Annotated in this window: 14 protein-coding genes; 3 read left to right on the top strand and 11 right to left on the bottom strand. The window is 43.8% G+C overall.

What is annotated here, in order from left to right; genetic code table 11:
• Window positions 1-10: 10 nt before the first annotated feature.
• From DNHGIG_RS11885 to DNHGIG_RS11855, 7 genes are all read right to left on the bottom strand, one after another.
• Window positions 11-901 (bottom strand): ABC transporter permease subunit, encoded by an 891-nt coding sequence (locus DNHGIG_RS11885; protein WP_282201412.1) that lies wholly within the window; start codon window positions 899-901, stop codon window positions 11-13.
• Window positions 902-981: 80 nt separating this feature from the next.
• On the bottom strand, window positions 982-2,526 hold the full coding sequence (locus DNHGIG_RS11880) for a sugar ABC transporter ATP-binding protein (RefSeq protein WP_282199779.1): 1,545 nt from the start codon (window positions 2,524-2,526) through the stop codon (window positions 982-984).
• A gap of 46 nt (window positions 2,527-2,572) precedes the next feature.
• Window positions 2,573-3,553, bottom strand: a complete 981-nt coding sequence (locus DNHGIG_RS11875) for an ABC transporter substrate-binding protein (RefSeq protein WP_282199778.1) — start codon at window positions 3,551-3,553, stop codon at window positions 2,573-2,575.
• A gap of 265 nt (window positions 3,554-3,818) precedes the next feature.
• The gene (locus tag DNHGIG_RS11870; protein WP_282199777.1) at window positions 3,819-4,607 is read right to left on the bottom strand and encodes a DeoR/GlpR family DNA-binding transcription regulator; all 789 of its coding nucleotides are present in this window, start codon (window positions 4,605-4,607) and stop codon (window positions 3,819-3,821) included.
• Between the two features lie 467 nt (window positions 4,608-5,074).
• Window positions 5,075-6,028 carry a GGDEF domain-containing protein gene (locus DNHGIG_RS11865; protein ID WP_282199776.1) on the bottom strand — a complete coding sequence of 318 codons (954 nt, stop codon included), beginning with the start codon at window positions 6,026-6,028 and terminating at the stop codon, window positions 5,075-5,077.
• Between the two features lie 92 nt (window positions 6,029-6,120).
• On the bottom strand, window positions 6,121-7,461 hold the full coding sequence (locus tag DNHGIG_RS11860) for an EAL domain-containing protein (RefSeq protein WP_282199775.1): 1,341 nt from the start codon (window positions 7,459-7,461) through the stop codon (window positions 6,121-6,123).
• 225 nt (window positions 7,462-7,686) lie between these two features.
• Window positions 7,687-9,528 (bottom strand): bifunctional homocysteine S-methyltransferase/methylenetetrahydrofolate reductase, encoded by a 1,842-nt coding sequence (locus DNHGIG_RS11855; RefSeq protein WP_282199774.1) that lies wholly within the window; start codon window positions 9,526-9,528, stop codon window positions 7,687-7,689.
• A 98-nt stretch (window positions 9,529-9,626) separates the two neighbouring features.
• Between DNHGIG_RS11855 and DNHGIG_RS11850 the strand changes: the two genes are divergently transcribed.
• Window positions 9,627-10,502, top strand: coding sequence for a patatin-like phospholipase family protein (locus DNHGIG_RS11850; protein WP_282199773.1), 876 nt, complete (start codon window positions 9,627-9,629; stop codon window positions 10,500-10,502).
• A gap of 179 nt (window positions 10,503-10,681) precedes the next feature.
• On the opposite strand, the gene DNHGIG_RS11845 is transcribed toward DNHGIG_RS11850, so the two are convergent.
• The 3 genes from DNHGIG_RS11845 to DNHGIG_RS11835 form a co-directional block, all read right to left on the bottom strand.
• A complete protein-coding gene (locus DNHGIG_RS11845) occupies window positions 10,682-11,290 on the bottom strand; it encodes a class I SAM-dependent methyltransferase (protein WP_282199772.1) in 609 nt (202 codons plus the stop codon).
• Between the two features lie 1,466 nt (window positions 11,291-12,756).
• Window positions 12,757-13,779, bottom strand: a complete 1,023-nt coding sequence (locus DNHGIG_RS11840; RefSeq protein ID WP_282199771.1) for a YncE family protein — start codon at window positions 13,777-13,779, stop codon at window positions 12,757-12,759.
• 404 nt (window positions 13,780-14,183) lie between these two features.
• Window positions 14,184-14,936, bottom strand: coding sequence for a YiiX/YebB-like N1pC/P60 family cysteine hydrolase (locus tag DNHGIG_RS11835; protein WP_282199770.1), 753 nt, complete (start codon window positions 14,934-14,936; stop codon window positions 14,184-14,186).
• Window positions 14,937-15,257: 321 nt separating this feature from the next.
• Between DNHGIG_RS11835 and DNHGIG_RS11830 the strand changes: the two genes are divergently transcribed.
• On the top strand, window positions 15,258-16,394 hold the full coding sequence (locus tag DNHGIG_RS11830) for a glycerate kinase (RefSeq protein ID WP_282199769.1): 1,137 nt from the start codon (window positions 15,258-15,260) through the stop codon (window positions 16,392-16,394).
• Between the two features lie 1,029 nt (window positions 16,395-17,423).
• Window positions 17,424-17,870 (top strand): OsmC family protein, encoded by a 447-nt coding sequence (locus DNHGIG_RS11825; RefSeq protein ID WP_282199768.1) that lies wholly within the window; start codon window positions 17,424-17,426, stop codon window positions 17,868-17,870.
• 187 nt (window positions 17,871-18,057) lie between these two features.
• Here DNHGIG_RS11825 and DNHGIG_RS11820 read toward each other — a convergent pair whose 3' ends face one another.
• Window positions 18,058-19,554, bottom strand: a complete 1,497-nt coding sequence (locus DNHGIG_RS11820) for an aldehyde dehydrogenase family protein (RefSeq protein WP_282199767.1) — start codon at window positions 19,552-19,554, stop codon at window positions 18,058-18,060.
• Window positions 19,555-19,909 lie beyond the last annotated feature (355 nt).

Here is a 19,909-nt window from a genome sequence, read left to right as displayed (position 1 = left end):
AGATCCGGATTTATTTACGTAAATAGTCGAGGAGAACCGCAATAATAATCACGACGCCCTTGACGACCAACTGCCAGTAATAGCTAACATCCAATAAGGTCAGACCGTTGCTTAATACTCCCATGATGAGTGCCCCAATAATCGTTCCTTGAATGGTTCCGACTCCACCGGTAAAACTCGTACCGCCTAAGATAACCGCTGCGATGGCATCCAATTCAAAACCGATTCCGGCTGTCGGCTGTCCGGAAAATAAACGTCCCGCTAAGACCACGCCCGCCAGACCGGATAGCAACCCACTGATCGCATATACACAGATGAGCGTTCTTTCCACTTTAATGCCCGTTAATCTGGCTGCCTCTTCGTTTCCGCCAATCGCATATACGTGACGTCCAAACATCGTGTATTTCAAGACAAAATAGGAAATTCCGTAGATCAGGATCATTATGTAAATCGGCGTTGGAATCCCTGCGATATTCCCTGATCCCAAAAATTTAATAAATTGCGAATTCAATACAATCGGATATCCTCCGCTAATGACATAGGCCAATCCGCGAACATACGTGTAACTCCCTAATGTGACGATAAAAGGGGGTAGTTTGGTTTTTGCCGTTAAGAATCCATTCAGGACTCCGACCATAATTCCCACGCCCATTCCTATCAATAGTCCGAGAACTGAATTCACCCCTTTCCCAATTAGCATGACTGAAATCACCCCGGATAAGGCCAACGTCGATCCTACGGAGAGATCAATCCCTCCCGTAAGAATAATGAACGTCATCCCAGCGGCCAAAATGGCAATAATGGAGATTTGTTTTAACACGTTTAAAAGATTGGTCGTTTCTAAAAAGTTGTGGGAAAGAAAAGAGAGAACGATACAAAGAAGAGCTAAGATCAAGAACATCCCTAAACGGTTCCATAACGTTTTCAAACTACCTGTACTCCACCTGAATTCAACTCGGTTCGAAGCTTGTATTCTTGTTCTCATGCCTTTCCCCCCGTTGCATAGTACATAATCTTTTCTTGTGTTGCTTCCTTGCTTGATAATTCAGCCTTAATCCTTCCCTCATGCATGACAAGGATTCGATCACTCACGGCCAGAATTTCGGGAAGTTCCGACGAAATAACCAGAACACCAAGACCGGTTTGGGACAATTCATGGATGATTTTATGAATCTCCGTCTTTGCCCCCACATCTACTCCGCGTGTAGGTTCATCGAGCATCAGAACTTTGGGTTGGATCGATAACCAACGAGCGAGAACGACCTTCTGTTGATTCCCGCCACTCAGGTTGACCACTTTTTGATCAGGTGAAGATACTTTGATCCCCAATTTTTGAATATACCCCTCCGCTCCTTGATCGATTTTCTTCCACTGCAAGACCCCCGATTTCCGATAGTTTTGGAGCACAGCCATCAAAAGATTTTCTTTTACCGACAGATCCAAAAATAAACCTTGCTCTTTTCGACTTTCAGGAACTAAAGCGATACCTTGCGCAATCGCGTGAATGGGGGAAGTGATCGCAACCTTTTTTCCCTCTATCCTGATCTCCCCTTGAATAAGCTCTGAAACTCCAAAAATCGCTCGAACCAATTCCGACCTTCCTGCTCCAACGAGGCCGGCAACCCCGACGATTTCTCCGGGATACACTTTCAGATTTACATTTTTGAGTATTTTCTTGTCCGTGAGTCCCTTTACCTCAAGGACGGGTGTCTTCCCCTTAAGGTTTACACTCGTCTCCTTCGGCCGCTGAAAAAGATCCTTCAATTCTCTACCCACCATCAACTGTACTAAGTGCTCAGGATTTGTTTCCCGAATCGGCATGCTCGCCACCCAGTTTCCATCCCGAAAAACCGTACAACGATCGGAGATTTTAAATATTTCATCCATCCGATGGGAAATATAGATAATCGCAACTCCCTTTTCTTTGAGATTTTTTATGATCGAGAAGAGTTTATCAATTTCCTTATCTGTTAACGCCGCCGTCGGTTCATCCATGATCAATACTTCGGCATGAAAAGAGAGGGCACGGGCAATTTCGACCATCTGCTGTTGAGCTACACTCAATGTTGATACCGATGCACGCGGATCCAGATCTGAGCCAATGGACTTTAAAATCTTAGCGGCACTTTCAAAAATTTCATTCCATTTCACCATCCCCAATCGATTGCGAGGCAGCTTGCTTCCCATAAAGATATTTTCTCCGATGGTCAAATTGGGAGATAGATTTAGTTCCTGATGAATAACGCTGATTCCATTTTCTCTGGCTTCCAGCGGGTTTGTCCAAACGACAGGTTTACCCTTGTATAGAATCGTCCCCTCATCCGGCCGATGAACACCGCATAAAATTTTCATGAGCGTGGATTTACCCGCCCCATTTTCCCCCATAAGGGCATGTACTTCCCCTCGATGCAAAGTAAGCTGTACGCGTTCAAGGGCTTTCACACCGGGAAATTGCTTGCTGATCCCTTCCATTCGAAGAATAACCGTTGAATGGTCAAGCTCCTTATGCTCCACTTGTTGTTGCATGGACTTTCTCCCCTCCTTCTGGAAAGTTGTCATGATCCCTTCCCGCTTACCAACCTCTGTAGCTGTTGACATTATCTTGGGTAACTAATTCAACGGGTACCTTCACCACCGGATCCACTTTTTCTCCTTTAATAATTTTCACCCCAAGATCTACCGCCGTCTTCACCATTTCATCCGGATGTTGAGCAGCCGTTGCAGCAAAGCTCTTTTTTTCTTTTAACGCATCCGTAGCCTGGGGAGATCCATCCACTCCCACAATAAACAAATCTTTATCACGTCCGGCTTGTTCAGCAGCAATTTTAGCCCCGAGTCCCTCCGGGTCGTTAATGGCAAACACGGCATCCAGTTGTCCTTTTTGCTTGGCTTGCAGAATGTTCTCCATCACACTTAATGCCTTTTCCTTGTTTCCTTCTCCATTCTGTTTGGCCACAACATTGATTCCCGTTCCTTTAATCGCTTCTTCAAAACCTTGTATACGATCGGTGACAGCGCTTACAGGAGGACCGTCAAGAATCGCAATGTTCCCTTTTCCGTTTAATCGTTTGACCAGATATTCACCCACAATTTTCCCCGCCTGTACATTATCAGAAGTAACGGTAGCATCTACACCGCCTTCAGCCGCTACATCAAGGGCAATTATTGGGATGTGGGCAGCTTTTGCTTCCTGTACAGCTCCGGCAATTCCCTTGGAATCAACGGCATTGAGGAGAATGAGATCCACTTTTTTGGTGATAAAATCTTCGATCTGTGACGTTTGTTTGGCTAAGTCGTAATCCGCACTCACTGTATACACTTCGGCATTGTATTTCTTGGCTGCCTCTTCCGCCCCTTTTCCCATAGAGACAAAGAACGGGTTGCTTAGGGTGCCGACCGTTAAGCCAATTTTAATCTTCTTCGCGGTCTGTCCTTCAGATGAGCCCCCACTTCCGTTTGAAACTTGTTGCGTTCCGCTACTTCCGCAAGCCGATAATGCGAATACTGTCAAGCCCATTGCTAAACAAGCAATCATTTTGCTTCCTTTTTTCATTTCATTTCCCTCCGATTGATTCGTATTTTGTTCACGAGTTAAATTTTAGAAAAATACATATGGATTTTCTTTTCATACACGGTTAACGGAACCTTCACTCACCTCAATCGCTCACTCTTACTAAACGTCTATTTGATGCCAATTCTCAAGATGAATCAGAAACCATACAAATCACAAGCGCATTCAGCACTCGATGACATCCCCCCTTTCAAGTTATCTTTGTGTTTATCATGAAAGTAGGTCCTAATTAGAAAATTCGGCGGAACTACGGATCGACTACATGGACCTCTACACCTTGTTCCTCCAGTCCTTTAACAAATTCTAGAGGCACTCCGTTATCGATAACACATATATCAATATCACTGATTTCGGCAACCTTAGCGAACGATACTTTTCCTACCTTACTATGATCAGTTAATAGAATTACCTGTTTGGCAGATTTGATCATTTGCCTTTTTGTGGACGCTTCCATAATATTGGGGGTTGTTAAACCATCATGCAAATCTATACCATTCATTCCGATAAAAGCTTTGTCCACTTTGACAGAGCGAATCAACTGCTCGGTAATGGGACCCACTAATGCCGCCGTCCCCCTCCTATATATTCCTCCAACTACAATCAATTCTATAGTAGGGCGATCTTGGATATATTCAACAAACAACGGACAATTTGTAACAATTGTAAGCTCGGAAAATCTATGAAGCTCGGAAAGTAGATGAAACGTTGTAGTACCGGAATCCAACAAAATGGTATCCCCATCATCAATTAACTCCGCAGCTTTTTTTGCAATGGCTACCTTTTCTCTCTGATACTTAACGCCCTTTTCCATAAAAGTGGGCTCAAAATTTACACCCTGAAGAGAAACGGCTCCCCCATGGGTTCTATGAAGCATTTTTTCATCTTCTAACTCCTTGAGGTCTCTTCGCACAGTCGATTCTGAAACATTAAGAACCCGACTCAGTTCCTGAACGGATGCTCTCGAGTGCTGTTGTATGTATTTAAGAATCATCATCTTTCTTTCTTCGCCAAACAAAACATTACTCAAATCATTCACCCACTTGCCGTCATTTCTGATTGATTATGCTCATTCATGATTATATTTGATATTTTCTGATATTTCAATAGGTAAAAAAGTTTGATATTGATCAAAAATATATCTCATTGAACCCTAATCGCCTGTAAAAGCACTTATGAACACAGAGGAAAAGGGACTATCACCAATGCTACATTTGTATCCATAACTGAGCATAATTACGCAAATTCAGTCAGGTATAAATGGATATACAGACTATAAAAACGTGCGCAGGTGGGAACGATCCACCCACACACAAAACAAAAACCACCCATCACAGGTGGCTGACTGTATCCCTAAACGATGCTATCCATCCCTTGACTTTTTTATTATCGTATCAAACTTCCTCGAATCTCGCATCGTACAATCACCTATTCCATCCCTAACCTGCCACATACGCCTCCATCAACGATTTTGGAATTTTTTTCTTTCTTTTTGGCTACGCTTTTTTATCTTGTCTTCTTTTCTGAAAAGCAATCGTTCAAGCATTCCCGATAATAAATACTACCTTGTATCTGTTTGGCCCGTTTCTTGATTCCAGCAGCCATTACTGAAACTTCATCGACATTCATACGTTCCGAGGGATGGATATCAACAATCGCCATCGACAAGGAAATCAACGGGAATTTTTTCAATTGGTGATCACGATCGAGAGATACGAGAACCCCCCTCGCCGCATCTTCCTCTGTGTAAAATGTGCTTTTGCCATGTTCGAAACGACTGATGACATGCTGGCAGTAGGAGATGGGTTCATCGGGCAAAAGACAGGTAATAAAATCATCCCCGCCAATATGTCCAACAAAAAGATCAGGGACAGAAGGTTCTTGTAAAAGTCCACTGATCCATTTCAATACATCATCCCCGTTTTTAAAGCCGTATACATCATTATACGACTTAAAATGATCAATATCGGTATAAATCATCGTGAAAGGTTTTAGACTTTTTATCTTACGATCCAGTACTTCCCTGATCCGTTCATTTCCGGGGAGACCAGTCAACGGATTACTTTGGGCGGCTTCCCGCACTTTCCATTCGGTCATAAATGTAAACAAAACATAAACGGGCAATACACCTGCATAGTTCCCTTCATTTGTAACAACGATGTCGTCGTAGATCGACTTATAAGACCGTGCCAATGCTTTTCTGGATGCATCTTCAACCGGTGTTGACCCATCTACGACAAGAAAATCCGGATCCATCACTTCACGCAAACGTTTCTTATAATTCAGAGCGACCCCGTATCGTGTCCCCAGGATGCGAAACATGTCACTGCTGCGAATAATACCCACGGGACGAGATCTTTCCATCACGACAAATGTATGATGAGTTGACTTTTGCGATTTGATCATTTGCATAAGATTTTCAACCCGTTCATCCGCATGGACGGTATAGCCCGGTTGCAAATGCAGATCACACAAACGCGTGATGTATGGATCCCCTTCATATACCCTCCCCCTCTGATTCCCCTTTATTGAAACCTTTCTCCAACGCAATGTTACAAATGATATTCCTTTAAAGACTGAAACAAAGAGCACCTTTCCAGACGAACAGCTGGGCTTGTCCAAGCACAAAACGGATCAATGACCGAATCCGGTTTCCCCCAGAGATACCCTTGTCCATAGTGGGCTCCCAACGATTTCATCATCTCCAGTTCTTCAGGCGTCTCAATCCCCTCTGCAATAACCTGTGCCCCCAGTTTATTGGCCAAATTCACGATGGTCTCTCCCATGATCCGCTTTCTCTCGTCCCTATCCACATGGCGTACCAGATGCATATCCAGCTTGATGAAATCAGGCATCAATTCAACGATCGTCTGCAAACCGGCATACCCCGCACCTGTATCATCAATAGCGATCCGGTACCCTTGTTGACGGTAATGGTTGATCGACTCCAGAAAAGTCGGATAGTCCTGAATCGCCTGATGTTCCGTGATCTCGATAACGATTTGTGAAGGCTGAAGACCGTTCCGTTGTACCATCTTCATCGTTTGTCCAGAGATAAAGTTAGGATCATGAATCGTTTGAGGATGCACGTTTATAAATAGGTGAGGCCTGTCATCAGGGGGAAACAGCGGATTTTTATTGATTTCCTTGCCAAAAGACTTGATTCCCGATTCACGGCAAATCCGCTCTAGGACAAATAACTGCCCTAACTTTTCAGCCGTAGCAAAAAGACGGGCGGGTGAATGTAGACGACTGCCCTCCGGCCCACGGGAAAGAGCCTCCCAACCAAAAACCGTGCCATCTTTCAAATCCACGATCGGCTGAAACAGAGAGGTGACTGACTTCTCCTGTAAGATCTGCTCAAACTCGATTATGTCAAAATAAGGAACAGCGCCGGCCGCTTGTTTCGCCTGACGCGAGGCTCGTACAAATGCTTCATAAAAGCGTAAGGAGACTTGTTCCAGGTCTTCTTCTTCCCCTCGTTGAAACACTTGTATCCCCACGCGAAAACAAAGTTCCTGAACAATTGGAAGTTCCCTTTTCCGTTTCGCCAATTCTTGTTCCAGTTCGTATACAATTTTTGCAGCCAGATGAGAAAGCGCGGACAATCTTCCCGCTTGTGAACAGGTAAGAAGAACAGCGAAACAATCATCCCAAACATAATAGGAAGAAGCCTTCAACCCGTTTCGTTCGGCAAACACTCCAGTCACTTGTTGCAGATGATGTCTGGTCAGTTGCAGGATCTTTTGCGCAGAAGACATGCCATAGGTGCGTTCCAATTGGCTGAATCCCATTAAATCTATATAGATGACACCCAAATGCAAATCATCCGTTATATGATTGAACAATTTCCAGGCGAAATCACGAAACCCATTCCACATGATACTACTCACATTGTCCACCTCTACCTATGTAGCTGCAGATGAGTATACTCCTGCTTCACAGCAGAAATGTGATCGCCTTATTAAAGATTTGTAAAAATTATATAAATTGTGTTTGTCCAAAATAAAAATCTCCTATATCCAAAATTATATGAATATAGGAGAAATCATAATCATGTTGCCATATACTTATAATCACGTACTCCTTGATGTTTTTAACAAATACGTTGTCTTGCCCTACATTTTTTCAGCCGCATATGCTCTTTCAACCGCCCGTTTGCAAAGTTCCACCGTCATCTCATAACGCATGAAGGGAGTCATTAAATAGATACCATGGAAAAATCGCATCCCTTGTTCCAATAACTCGGAAGCGATAGCGATCCCTTCCTCCCGTGCACGTTCCCCCTCATAAGCGGCCATGCGCTGACGTACCTCGAGAGGCAGAGAGATCCCTGGCACTTCGTTATGCAAAAACTCTGCATTGCGTGCACTGACGAGCGGCATAATACCAATGAAGATCGGAATCGGGAGATGCTTGGTCGCTTGATAGATCTCCTCAATTAAGTTCATATCATAGACGGGTTGTGTCATGATAAAATCCGCACCGGCCTCAACCTTTTTCTCCAGCCGTCTGATTGCGGCATCCAGATGGCGGACGTTTGGGTTAAAAGCGGCACCTACAACAAAATTCGCTTTTCGTTGCAACGGTTTGCCGGAATAAGAGATGCCTTCATTCAATTGTTTAATCATGCGAATCAGATCAAACGAAGTATGATCAAAAACGGAACTTGCCCCCGGGGTATCGCCGAAACGCGATGGATCGCCGGTTACCGCAAGCACATGATCCAGTCCCAATGCATAAAGTCCCATCAAATGGGATTGTTGGCCGATCAGGTTTCTGTCCCGGCACGCCATATGCAAGAGAGGTCGGATCTGTATCTGTTCCTTGATAAGTCTTCCGAGAGCCATGTTGCTCATTCTGGTGGTTGCCAGCGAATTATCGGCCAATGTTATAGCATCGGCTCCCGCTTGCTTCAGTGCTTTGGCTCCTTCTATAAATGGCTCGATATTCAAATCTTTGGGAGGATCCAATTCGACGATCACCGTATGGCGTTTTTTGACCAGATCGACGAGCGTTTCCTCAGTAGGAGGTTCTTCCACAATGATGGTCGAAGTCTCCTTTTGTTGCTGCACAGACGGTACAATAGGTGCCGGGGTTAATCCCCCCACCGCCTTGGCAATTGCGGAGATGTGTGCAGGCGTGGTTCCGCAACAACCACCAATCACACGCACGCCGTTTTTCTGGAATATACGCGCGCTGTCACCGAAATACTCCGGAGTGGATTGATATACATACTCACCATCGACAAGTTCGGGCAAACCTGCATTTGGAAAAGCGGACAGGATCGCATCTTCAGATACATGCACCTGTTCAAGCGCTCGGAGTATCCCATAAGGACCTACTCGACAATTTAAACCGATGACATCCGCTCCTGCGTCCATGAGATGGCGAAATGCTTCGTCAAGTCGGTATCCGTCCAGGGTCGTGTCTCGTTCCTGAATGCTCAGTTGACAGATCATCGGAATATCGGTTAAGGGACGTATCACATCCAACGCGATGAACAGTTCTTCCGCTTCCAAAAAGGTTTCGAGGATCAATCCGTCCGGATTTTCCGTAAGAAGTGCTGTTGCCTGTTCAGAAAACTGTTTGCGAAGCGTCTCTTCATCCATATACATTTGACGGCCCGCACGGATCGGTCCGATACTCCCTACCACATAAGCGCGTCCCTGTGCAACTTCCCTAGCCAGACGAACACCGTGCCGATTGATCGCATCCAACTGATCCGTAAGACCGTAACGGCTCAGTTTGTCGCGATGCGCGCCGAACGTATTCGTCGTCAGAAGCGTTGCTCCCGCATCCAAATACGATCGGTGAATCTGTTGCACAACATCGGGACGCGTGACGTTCAAATGTTCATAACAAGAATTTACTGGAATCCCGTGTTGATACAACAATGTCGCCATCGCGCCGTCGCCAATCACGATGTGGTGTTCGAGATATTCACGAAATGTCTCCATCTAGCACCCCTCACCTCTATCATATTCTTTTCATTATACTTAGCATCGAGAGATGAAGGAAGAGTCTATAAACTAGAAAGATAAAAAAGGAGGTACCCATGAAGACAGGTCTTGCGCTCGCAGGTGGAGGCGTATCGGGGTTTGCGGCGATCGGAGTGATTCAGGCTTTAGAAGAAGCAGGCATTGAAATCACTCATATCGCTGGAGCGAGCTCAGGCGCCGTAGTGGCTGCCTTGTACGGTTATGGTTATACTCCTGCAGAACTATGCAATTTGCTTCCACAATTAACTTGGAGAAATTTGGACTATGATTTCTTTTCATTTTTCTCCCGTTTGTTCTTGCGAAAGAGTACATGGAATGGTTGGATCAAGGGAAAACGGCTTCACGGATGGATCGAGGAATTGACGGACGGCGCTTCCGTTTCCCGTTTTCGCATTCCCTGCGGGATCATCGCCACCGATCTGAAAAACGGGGAAGCGGTCGTTTGCACACCCTATGCTTTACCCCATCAAACCTGTCTCCATGACATACCGATCGCGACAGCCGTACAAGCCAGTTTCTCGATTCCATTCATCTTTCAACCGGTGCCGTATGGTTCCTATCTACTCGTCGACGGGGGAATCAGCTGTAACTGTCCGGTACAGATCGTTAAAAATCTCGGAGCCACTCACGTCATCACGGTGGATACGATCACCCCGTTTGTGGAAAACAGAGAGAATCGGTTTCAATCGAGTCTGTCCATTTTGTTTCATGTGATCAATTTGAATCTTTACCAACAAATGAAACGGGAACATAAACATGCCGACATCGTCTTGCACCCGGATGTCGGTCAAGTCGGTGCGCTTTCATTCCGCCAATCCGTCCATTGTGTAGAGGTAGGATATCATTATACGAAAGAGCGATTGCCTGAAATCGTTACCAAGTTGCAGATGGAGAAGAAGCCCATAGAGAAAGAGGCCGTCTGTACACCGTAAACAAATAACCGCCCGATTCGGCGGTTCGACATCCATCACAATGTGATATGGGTAGATACAATGAGGTTGGATGATTAAAATCTTTTGGATAAGATCCGGCAATCCAAGACGACTCACTGTTAAAGTTTCAAATTCAATATTTGAAAACATGTATACTATAGTTTCAAAGAGCCAAAACTTTAAATTTTTTCATAAGGAATTCTAAAACTTAAACAGTACATGAGTCCATCGCATACCTCTTTCACTCGAATGTCTTGCATTCCTTCCGGAATAAGGTCAATTGGGATATGAATCGTATCTCGATTTTTGATGCTACGGCCTACTAACGGTGTTTTTTCATAAGTCCCTTTTGCTAATTTTTCCGTTTCATCGACAATCACAATCTTTGTTCCCTTTTTTGCCACCCTAATCATTTCTTCTATCGCTTGTTTCTTGTTATTAAAAAAGTTAATCCCTCCTACATGATAGACCACATCAAACGTCGCATTGTCAAAAGGTAGTTCCTCGGCAGAAGCATGATAAAGAGAAGCATCAATTCCCCATTTTTTCAAATGTTTTTGACAACGTTTTAACATACCCATTGAAATATCTAAACCATGCAATTCAACGTTTTTGGGTAGAAAAGGAAAGTTATCACCCGTACCACAAGAGACTTCTAATACTTTATCCCCTTCTTTTACTTCCAATTCACTTAAAAACTGATTACGATAGTTAGCCTCCCCGCCAAACTTCAACCAAAAGTATATTTTGTTCGAGAAATTATAAAAAGGAGCAATCTTATCGTACATCTTTTAATACTTTTTGTTATTCCCGTTTATTTCATCTGAACGGATAAAGCTTTTGATTCCATTAATAATTTCAAATTCTTTCTGCATCATTTCTCCCCCGATCCAAAAAACGCGATCTATTGTAAGATTTCAACAATTGTGCAAATTTACCTTTTGTTCAAATAAACCTTGCCCTCAGTCTGATTCTTTATTTTCAAGTTTAAATCTTTAAATTCTCTGAACAGTAATGTATAGGCTTTTAGTCATTAGTTACTCGGGTCATTAATGTTACGACCCCAAAGTCAATCTGACCAATTACGAGAAAAAGACACTTTCAGTCCCCTAGTTACTCGGGTCATCAATGTTACTGTTATAATTCACAATTCATGTTTCATATCTGCTCATCTTTCAGTCCCCTAGTTACTCGGGTCATCAATGTTACTCAAAAAAGCCGCTGTCCAAAAGGTGTTGTACCTTTTTCTTTCAGTCCCCTAGTTACTCGGGTCATCAATGTTACTCATGCAATACACCGGCCTCAAGGATCGTAACGGACCTTTCAGTCCCCTAGTTACTCGGGTCATCAATGTTACCGCATTCGCAGACGAGGGTAAAACTCAAGCGAGGTGCGGGATGCATGAATTCTGTCCGCGGTATGAATAAGTGATTTTTTCGAGGATTACTAATTTGTTTCAAAAAGGGGGATAGACTCGAAAATGAAGAATCGGTCATCTCAAGGCTCCCCGAAAAACTTTTTTAATCGTCTGTAGATACGATAAAAAACCAATTAGCTCGTGAGCTTTTATGAACACATTTGTTCGACATATGTCGTATGATTATTTCTCGATCAAACATCAAATTCCTGCTTTTGTGTCTTGTGTGGTACTGGATGATACAAGTACTTTTCCCCGCGCATACATGAAATATGCATGCACGGGGAAAACTGTTACATTGCGTTCACGCGTTCTGCCAGTTGATTTTGATAAGTTTTACAAGTGCCCGATTCACTTGGAATGTCAATATCGAATGATTCTTGCCCTGTGTAAACTACTGGGATTGGGTATTTTGTCATCTTATAGTTTAACCGGGCATTGGATTTTCAGAAATTGTATTCGGAATTGCCCTCATTATGGAAAGCTCCTCTACTGCATGATGGGATGTACCAATATTCCCTAAATTTATCACTGCATTGCCTAAAAAATTGTACCGTTTAAATTTAGATAGGCAATCCCTTTACGGATGTTATCTCCCGCGCGGTACGTCTGGAACATAGTAAAGCAGGTCAGATACGCCCGATGTTCTTACCGTCAAACCAAGACTATAGCATCATTTCATCGTTCTCATTAACATCGGAGCGGATGATACTTAAACCTGATCCCCTTCCTTTTATTACGTCAAGGGTACAATCGTTCTCTCATTCCTTTGATGGAAAAACAAAGGAATGAGAGAACAAGTGGTTTATCTTCATTGGATGACAGGTGAAAACGAAATTACTGCACATGCTCCTTCCCGCTGCGGGATTCGTTCGCCAAAAATATTGGAGCGATATCGAGTTGAATCGTTTTTTCGACCTCTAATGTTTGTTCGTTAAGTACTGTTAATTTAGAGGTTAAATCGTCTCCGATGCAGAGCTTTCCGTTTTGTTCGAGAATGGACACTGCACGATAGTCACCGGGGTAATCTTTCGCTTCGAATGTATGTAGATCGATTCGGGTGATCGGATTTTTCATGGTTATGTCCTGAAACAATCCGTAAAAGTGTGTTACGTATGCATAGTTTCCGTCTGCAGAAAAGACGAGATCCCTCGCATACTCCGATAATTGTACTTTCTTAACAATGTTTCCTGTTTTAAGGTCAATTTTTACAAAAAGATTCTGTGGTGCATCCTTCGGTACATTCAGCGCACTTTGATACACCCCATATAAGTAACCATCATGATACTCAACCGAGAAAGGGACATAATCTTGATCTTCTGAAAATATTTTTCGATATTCCTTTGTAACAAGATCAAATTCATAAATATTGGATTTTTTTAGTATACTATCTTGACCCTTATTTGGAAACTGATAGCTGGATACATACGCTTTCGGCCCGTTTCCCGAAATATATTCCACCCCCCCGGGAATACGTACCGTTTTTATTATTTTCTTTTGATTTGTATCATAGAAACCCAACTCAGTTAAATACGACTGCCCGTCACTCAGTACTTGAGCTGAGTTCATTAAATAAGTATTTTCATATTGATAAAGTTGAATTGGGGAAAAACTAGATTCTTTTATTTCATCTCTTTCTGTATGATTTCCATTAAAAATAAGTAATCCAGAAAATCCGGATTCGGGCGAATACCCTGTACAAACAATTTGTTTACGGCTTTTATCATAATTTAAGCTTTCCAGAGAAATTTTGTTGTTTATGGATGTGATGTTTTTGGCGGTCGAGAAATACAGAGTATGGCGGCCACAAAATATACCGCCACATGGATGCTTATGCAAACAATGAAGGTCGCTTGACATGGAGCCTCTACGGGCATGTAACAGGTTCATAGGGCCAGTACGGGACACCTTTGGCAATGAGCCAGCCTAACATGCCCGCTTCTCCATATCAAGCTCGGTATATTTACTCAGTTTTTGTGTATAAATCGTTGCCGCCACATCCTGCAAAATGATTCCGCCACAAACATGTGATATGATGATCATTACTAAGGTCGAATACTTCTACTTTATGACCATCGCTGATCAATATCTTGTCTGGATCTAGAGTCGTATTCGAGTTTATTGGTGTTTTTGAATTTGAACAGCCAATAAGGACGATCCCCATTAGTAGAAATATTAAATAAATACGCCATAGTCTCCTCATTCCTTTATTCCCCCTTTTTCAACAAATAAGGGAGGAAAACTCCCCCCTTATTTGTTATTGCTCATCCTCTCCAATATTGTTTGACATAGTTTGAGTTATAAATGTCATCAGGTGTAACCCAATATCCTCCATTAGAATCAAGGTCAATTTGGGCCCATTTATTATATTCAAACCAAGGCAATTTGGAGCAATACCATTTGTTCGTTTTATATTTATTAGTCCCCCAGTCATAGGGTTCTCCAATATGATAGGATGCATTTTGTACAACCGATGTTCTTTGAGAAGATGTAGTAGATGGAACCCAGTTCAGCGATACATCGGCATAGTTTGTCTCCCACCAGTCTACAGTTTCCCATCGCACGCCTTTCCCAGGCATTGCAGATATGAATTTACCTCTATCATTCACATACATTCCGGCGTGACGGAAGTAGCCATATGGAATACTGCTACCGCTCGAAAGATCATACGGCTTTGCACCGAATACTAGGTCACCATCACTAAGTGAAGACATCGGAAATTTTTTCTGTGATTGCGCAGATACAGTATTGATTTGACTTTTCACGCTTATATCGGGATGGGTCTTGGCCCATTGTTCATATTCAGCGAGAGATTGAAAGTTGGGAATAGGACCTCTAGGGTCTTGCGGAAGTGGCGTCTTGGGAATATTATGATTCTTCTTCCACTCATCTTTTTGTTCTTGGGTTATTTGCACATTCGTATCGCTTTGATTGGCGGAAGCTAAAGAAGTGAAAGAAAAAGCCGAAACAAATATAGGTACAGTGAATGCTTTCAAGAGAGCTTTTTTCTTCTTCATCTAAATCCCCCCACATTGTAAAAACAAAACACTACATTTTATTATTGAAATTAACAAATGCATTGATTTAAAAAAGGTGTACACCCAACAATTTCTCCGAATGTAAAATTAAATACTATCCAGATAGTATTTAATTTTTATATTATAATATATAGTATATTTGTCAATATATTCATTGCCAAATAAAAAAAGATATCAGTTTATAAATTTATGGAATCTTCTTTAAAAATTTTTTCTGAGAAGGGATATGAAAATACTTGACTAATTGATATTTAAGAAAGGCTGGTTAAACAAACGCTACAATTTATACAGGAGGCACTTATGAACATCGTCATTGCTCCCGATTCGTTTAAAGGAAGTTTATCGGCAACGAAAGTCGGTCTTACCATTCGCGATGCGTTCTTATCGGAGATCCCCGACGCGAAAATCGAGGTGGTTCCCATGGCGGATGGCGGTGAAGGGACACTTGAAACGTTACTTTTTGCAACCGGAGGAAAAGAAGTGAAAGTAATGGCCACCGGGCCTCTCGGTGAGCGTGTCCAGACATCCTACGGTATCCTGGGAGATGATGAAACCATCTTGATTGAAATGGCCAATGTGGCAGGGCTCCCCATGGTTCCGAGAGAAAAAAGAAACCCGATGAACACGACCACTTATGGGGTTGGCGAACTGTTGCTGCATGCTCTCGATCGGGGATACAAAAAATTTATCACTGGAATCGGAGGCAGTGCCACAAACGACGGGGGCATGGGGATGCTGCAGGCATTGGGAGGACGTTTTTGGGATGAGGAAGGAAATCTGATTACAGATACGTGCGGAGCCGCATTGTTAAGTGTCGCTTCCGTTGATCTCAGTACGATTGATCCAAGGATTTTTGATTGTGAGATCCTGATCGCCAGCGATGTACAAAATCCATTATGCGGTCCGAATGGATCTTCCTACGTCTTCGGGCGGCAGAAAGGAGCTACTGAAGAGCAAATCAAAATCCTGGATCTCGCTTTGCAAAAATACGCTACGCTCATCGAAGCTAATCTCAACCGCAGTTTTCAAAAGATACCGGGAAGCGGTGCAGCAGGAGGACTCGGTTTCGCTTTGCTCGTACTTGGGGGAACCATCGTTTCAGGATCGCATGTCATCGCCAAAGCGACCAGCTTGGAGGAAAGAATCCGGCAAGCCGACTGGGTGATCACAGGAGAAGGACAAAGCGATTTTCAAACACTGTACGGCAAAGTCCCTTCGTATGTTGCGAAACTGGCAAAAAAATATAATGCCAAAACTCTCCTGCTTTCGGGAGGATTGGGAAAAGGGTTTGAAGCGCTGTATGAAGATTTCATCAGTTGCCATTCCATCGTTCATGCACCCATAAGCCTGGAAGAAGCGATGGAGAATGCGGAACACTATTTATTCCTTGCTGCCCGAAACATTGCGCGATTGCTAAAAAACTGTTCTGCTGTATAGCCGTATTAATGATAGTTACTCATGCCGCAAAAGGCACCATCAGAGGATGAAAAGTTTCTTGTGCGGAAAGAAAGTTTGAGTCTTCCACCAGACACGAAGTGGCTTTTGGTTGGGTGTATCGCTCTGCAGCGCAGAGGTGAGTGGAAGATCGCTCCGTTTCCAACCGTTAAGTGGTCCGATACTTTGTGTGAGATAGCGACTTTGGAGATCGTCTCGCTTCCTTTTTGGTATGGGGTATATACTTTGCGCGTAATAGCGACTTTGAATGTCGTCTCGCAGCATTTGATTATATTTCCATGCGAGACGACATTCACGGAACATGAGCGCAAAGCATATACCCACTGAGACGATCTCCCCGGAGCATGAACGCAAAGTAAATGACCGCTGGACGTTCATCGAACCCAAGCGCAAAAAGATACACCCGCCCAAGCCCCTTCTTGAAAGCAGCGATTTATTTTCACGGTTTCGCTACTGGTCATTATTAAGGGATAATTTCCCTATTAGTTTTATCCATCCCAAATATGAACATCCAAGTATGAATGACCACAAAACAGCCCTACGGATGCTCCTTGGGATTAAAAGCCAAATTTTGAACAATTTCCATAAAAAATGATTGTCATCCATAATTCGTGCTCCCTTATCTGATATTAAACTTCTTAAGATAATAATTATTCAATGTCTGTGTTTTCCCCTTTATTAATTAATTCTTAGCAGAGAAGTGTTTTACCTTGATACTCCATAAAGTCAATCCCCCCATCCTACTCCGAAAATTTAGTCCTTTCAAATCTACCTAAAACACCCGAATATAATTCCATCGGTACCGTATCTTGATTGCGCGCAACAAGCGGATCATTCCTGGTCTCTCCTTCAAATAAAGCAGAATATCTCAAGCACTGATATCAATTCTTGCGTCCTGACATCCGTTTTCCGGGACGTAACCGTAAAGCGAATCTTAAGGTCAAGTACTTTTTCAATTTTCCTAATTCATGTACAATAAAAAGCAGACAAATTAACGGAAGGATGTTTACGATGAGCGAACATCATTTTACACTTCAAGGTACTTGGCAGGGAGGACGTGAAGGCACTGGCTCGATTCAAACAACCGGTTTTTCGTCAACGATCTCTATCCCTGCAAACATGAGAGGCCCGGGTGAAGGTACGAATCCAGAAGAATTGTTGCTTTCTGCAGCCGCCAGTTGCTACCTCATTACATTAGGAATCTTGTTGAAAAAGAGAAATCTGCCCGTACAAACGATCCATCTGGAGTCGGAAGGAATTGCCGTGGTCGATCCGGTTCTCCGTTATGACCGCATTATTCATCGGCCGAAAATCATTCTTCAAAATCCGACTAACGAGCAATCGGGGCTTGCGCTTGCTCTGGCGAAAGATGCGGAAATCAACTGCATGGTTTCCAATGCCATGAGGGGAAATGTTCTTTTTCATGTGGAACCTCAAGTGGAAACGGTTTCTTTTTAAAGCGTGATTACAAACAAAATGAGCAGAGGCTAACTTTTCGTGAAGCATCATCAAAAGCTAAGGAGCAATTGGAAGCAAAAAAAGCTTTGTCGAAGTGCTTTTTACGAAACTCTGAAAAAGGGACTCGCAATTTAAAACTGCGAGTCCCTTTTTGTATACTCCTCTATTTCAATCGTTTCATTCTTTTTTAGTCCAAATTCACCCATACGCTTTTCACTTGGGTATACAATTCAGGCGCGTAGCTGCCCATTTCTCGTCCGATACCGCTTTGCTTGTATCCTCCGAATGGAGATGCAGCGTCGAATACGTTGTAGCAGTTCACCCACACGGTACCTACTTTGACCGCATTGGCTACGCGATGCGCTTTTCGGATATCAGTTGTCCATACGCCAGCCGCCAGTCCGTATGTAGTCAGATTCGCACGGCGGATGACTTCATCGATATCTTCAAACGGCATCGCTGCAACCACTGGACCGAAAATTTCCTCCTGAGCGATCGTCATCTGATCCGTTACATTCGCAAAAACGGTCGGCTTGACAAAATACCCTTTCTCCAAATCCCCGCCTGCAGTCTCACCGCCTACCAATATTTCCGCTCCTTCGGTAACGCCTTTTTCCAGGTATCCGGTGACACGATCCAGTTGTTCCTTCGATACAAGTGGCCCCATCTGTGTGGAAGGATCGATTCCCGGTCCCTGCTTGATCTTCGTCGCATGATCGACCATGTCGCTGACGACGCGATCATATACGCTCTTTTCGATATACAACCGGGATCCTGCACAGCATACCTGTCCTTGATTGAAGAAAATCCCCATCAGAGCACCCGGGATCGCTTTGCTGAAATCTGCGTCGGGGAAAATAATATTTGGCGACTTACCTCCAAGTTCAAGCGAGATCTTTTTCAGGTTCCCGGAAGCCGCTTGCATGATTTTCTTCCCTACTTCCGTCGAACCGGTGAAAGCGACCTTGTCAACATCCATATGCTGCGCAAGCGCGGCACCCGCTGTTTCTCCGTAGCCAGTGACGATATTGACGACACCATCGGGGAATCCCGCTTCCTGGATCAACTCACCCAGACGCAATGCCGTTAAAGGTGTCTGCTCTGCCGGTTTCAACACGACCGTATTCCCGCATGCAAGGGCAGCGCCCAGTTTCCATGCGGCCATGAGCAACGGGAAGTTCCATGGAATAATTTGTCCGACGACACCGACAGGCTCACGGCGCGTGTAGTTGAAATAGTTTCCTGGAACGGAAACGGGAATCGTATCTCCCGTGATTTTCGTTGCCCAACCCGCATAATAGCGGAAATGATCAACTGCCAGCGGAATATCCGCATTCAGGCTCTCGCGTATGGGCTTTCCGTTATCGAGTGTTTCCAATTGCGCCAATTCGGTTGCATTGCGTTCGATCAAGTCGGCCAGATTGTAAAGGAGACGACCGCGTTCGGATGGTGTCATCTTCGGCCATGGTCCTTCTTCAAACGCCTTTCTTGCTGCACGTACGGCGCGGTCGATATCTTCCTTGTCACCTTCCGCTACCACTGCCAGGACTTCACTCGTTGCCGGGTTTAATGTGGCAAACGTCTTTCCTGACGCCGCTTCGACCCACTCTCCTCCGATCAACAATTTCTTCGGTTTGTTTAAGAAAGCAGATACGCTGGGTTGAACGGCTACCGGTGTTTGCATAACAGAAAGCCTCCTTTGCGAATTTGTTTCAATCATTTGTGAAACCGATGAGACGAGTTCATTGCGCCCGTTGTCCTAGGCCGGTGAAAACATGCGATTTTACCGTTCACCTACATGGAGTTGTACGAGTTGATCCCTCCCCCTTCGAAGGATGTGTATCCCCGTCCGGTACCGACATGGCAGGTGGGGATGTATATTCCGCCGTCTTTATATAGCAACAACCATGCCAATCAGTTGAACCTTGACAGATGCGCTCTTTCGCTGATCGTTTTACAGAAATACCGTTCCAAAGTGATACATGTATTCCAATTCGGAACAATTCCATGGACAAATACATCCATTTCGGATAGTATAG

This window comes from Collibacillus ludicampi, from assembly GCF_023705585.1.
GTDB lineage: Bacteria > Bacillota > Bacilli > Tumebacillales > BOQE01 > Collibacillus > Collibacillus ludicampi.
Note: the sequence above shows the minus strand (reverse complement) of the source record. Positions and strands in the feature narration are given on the sequence as shown.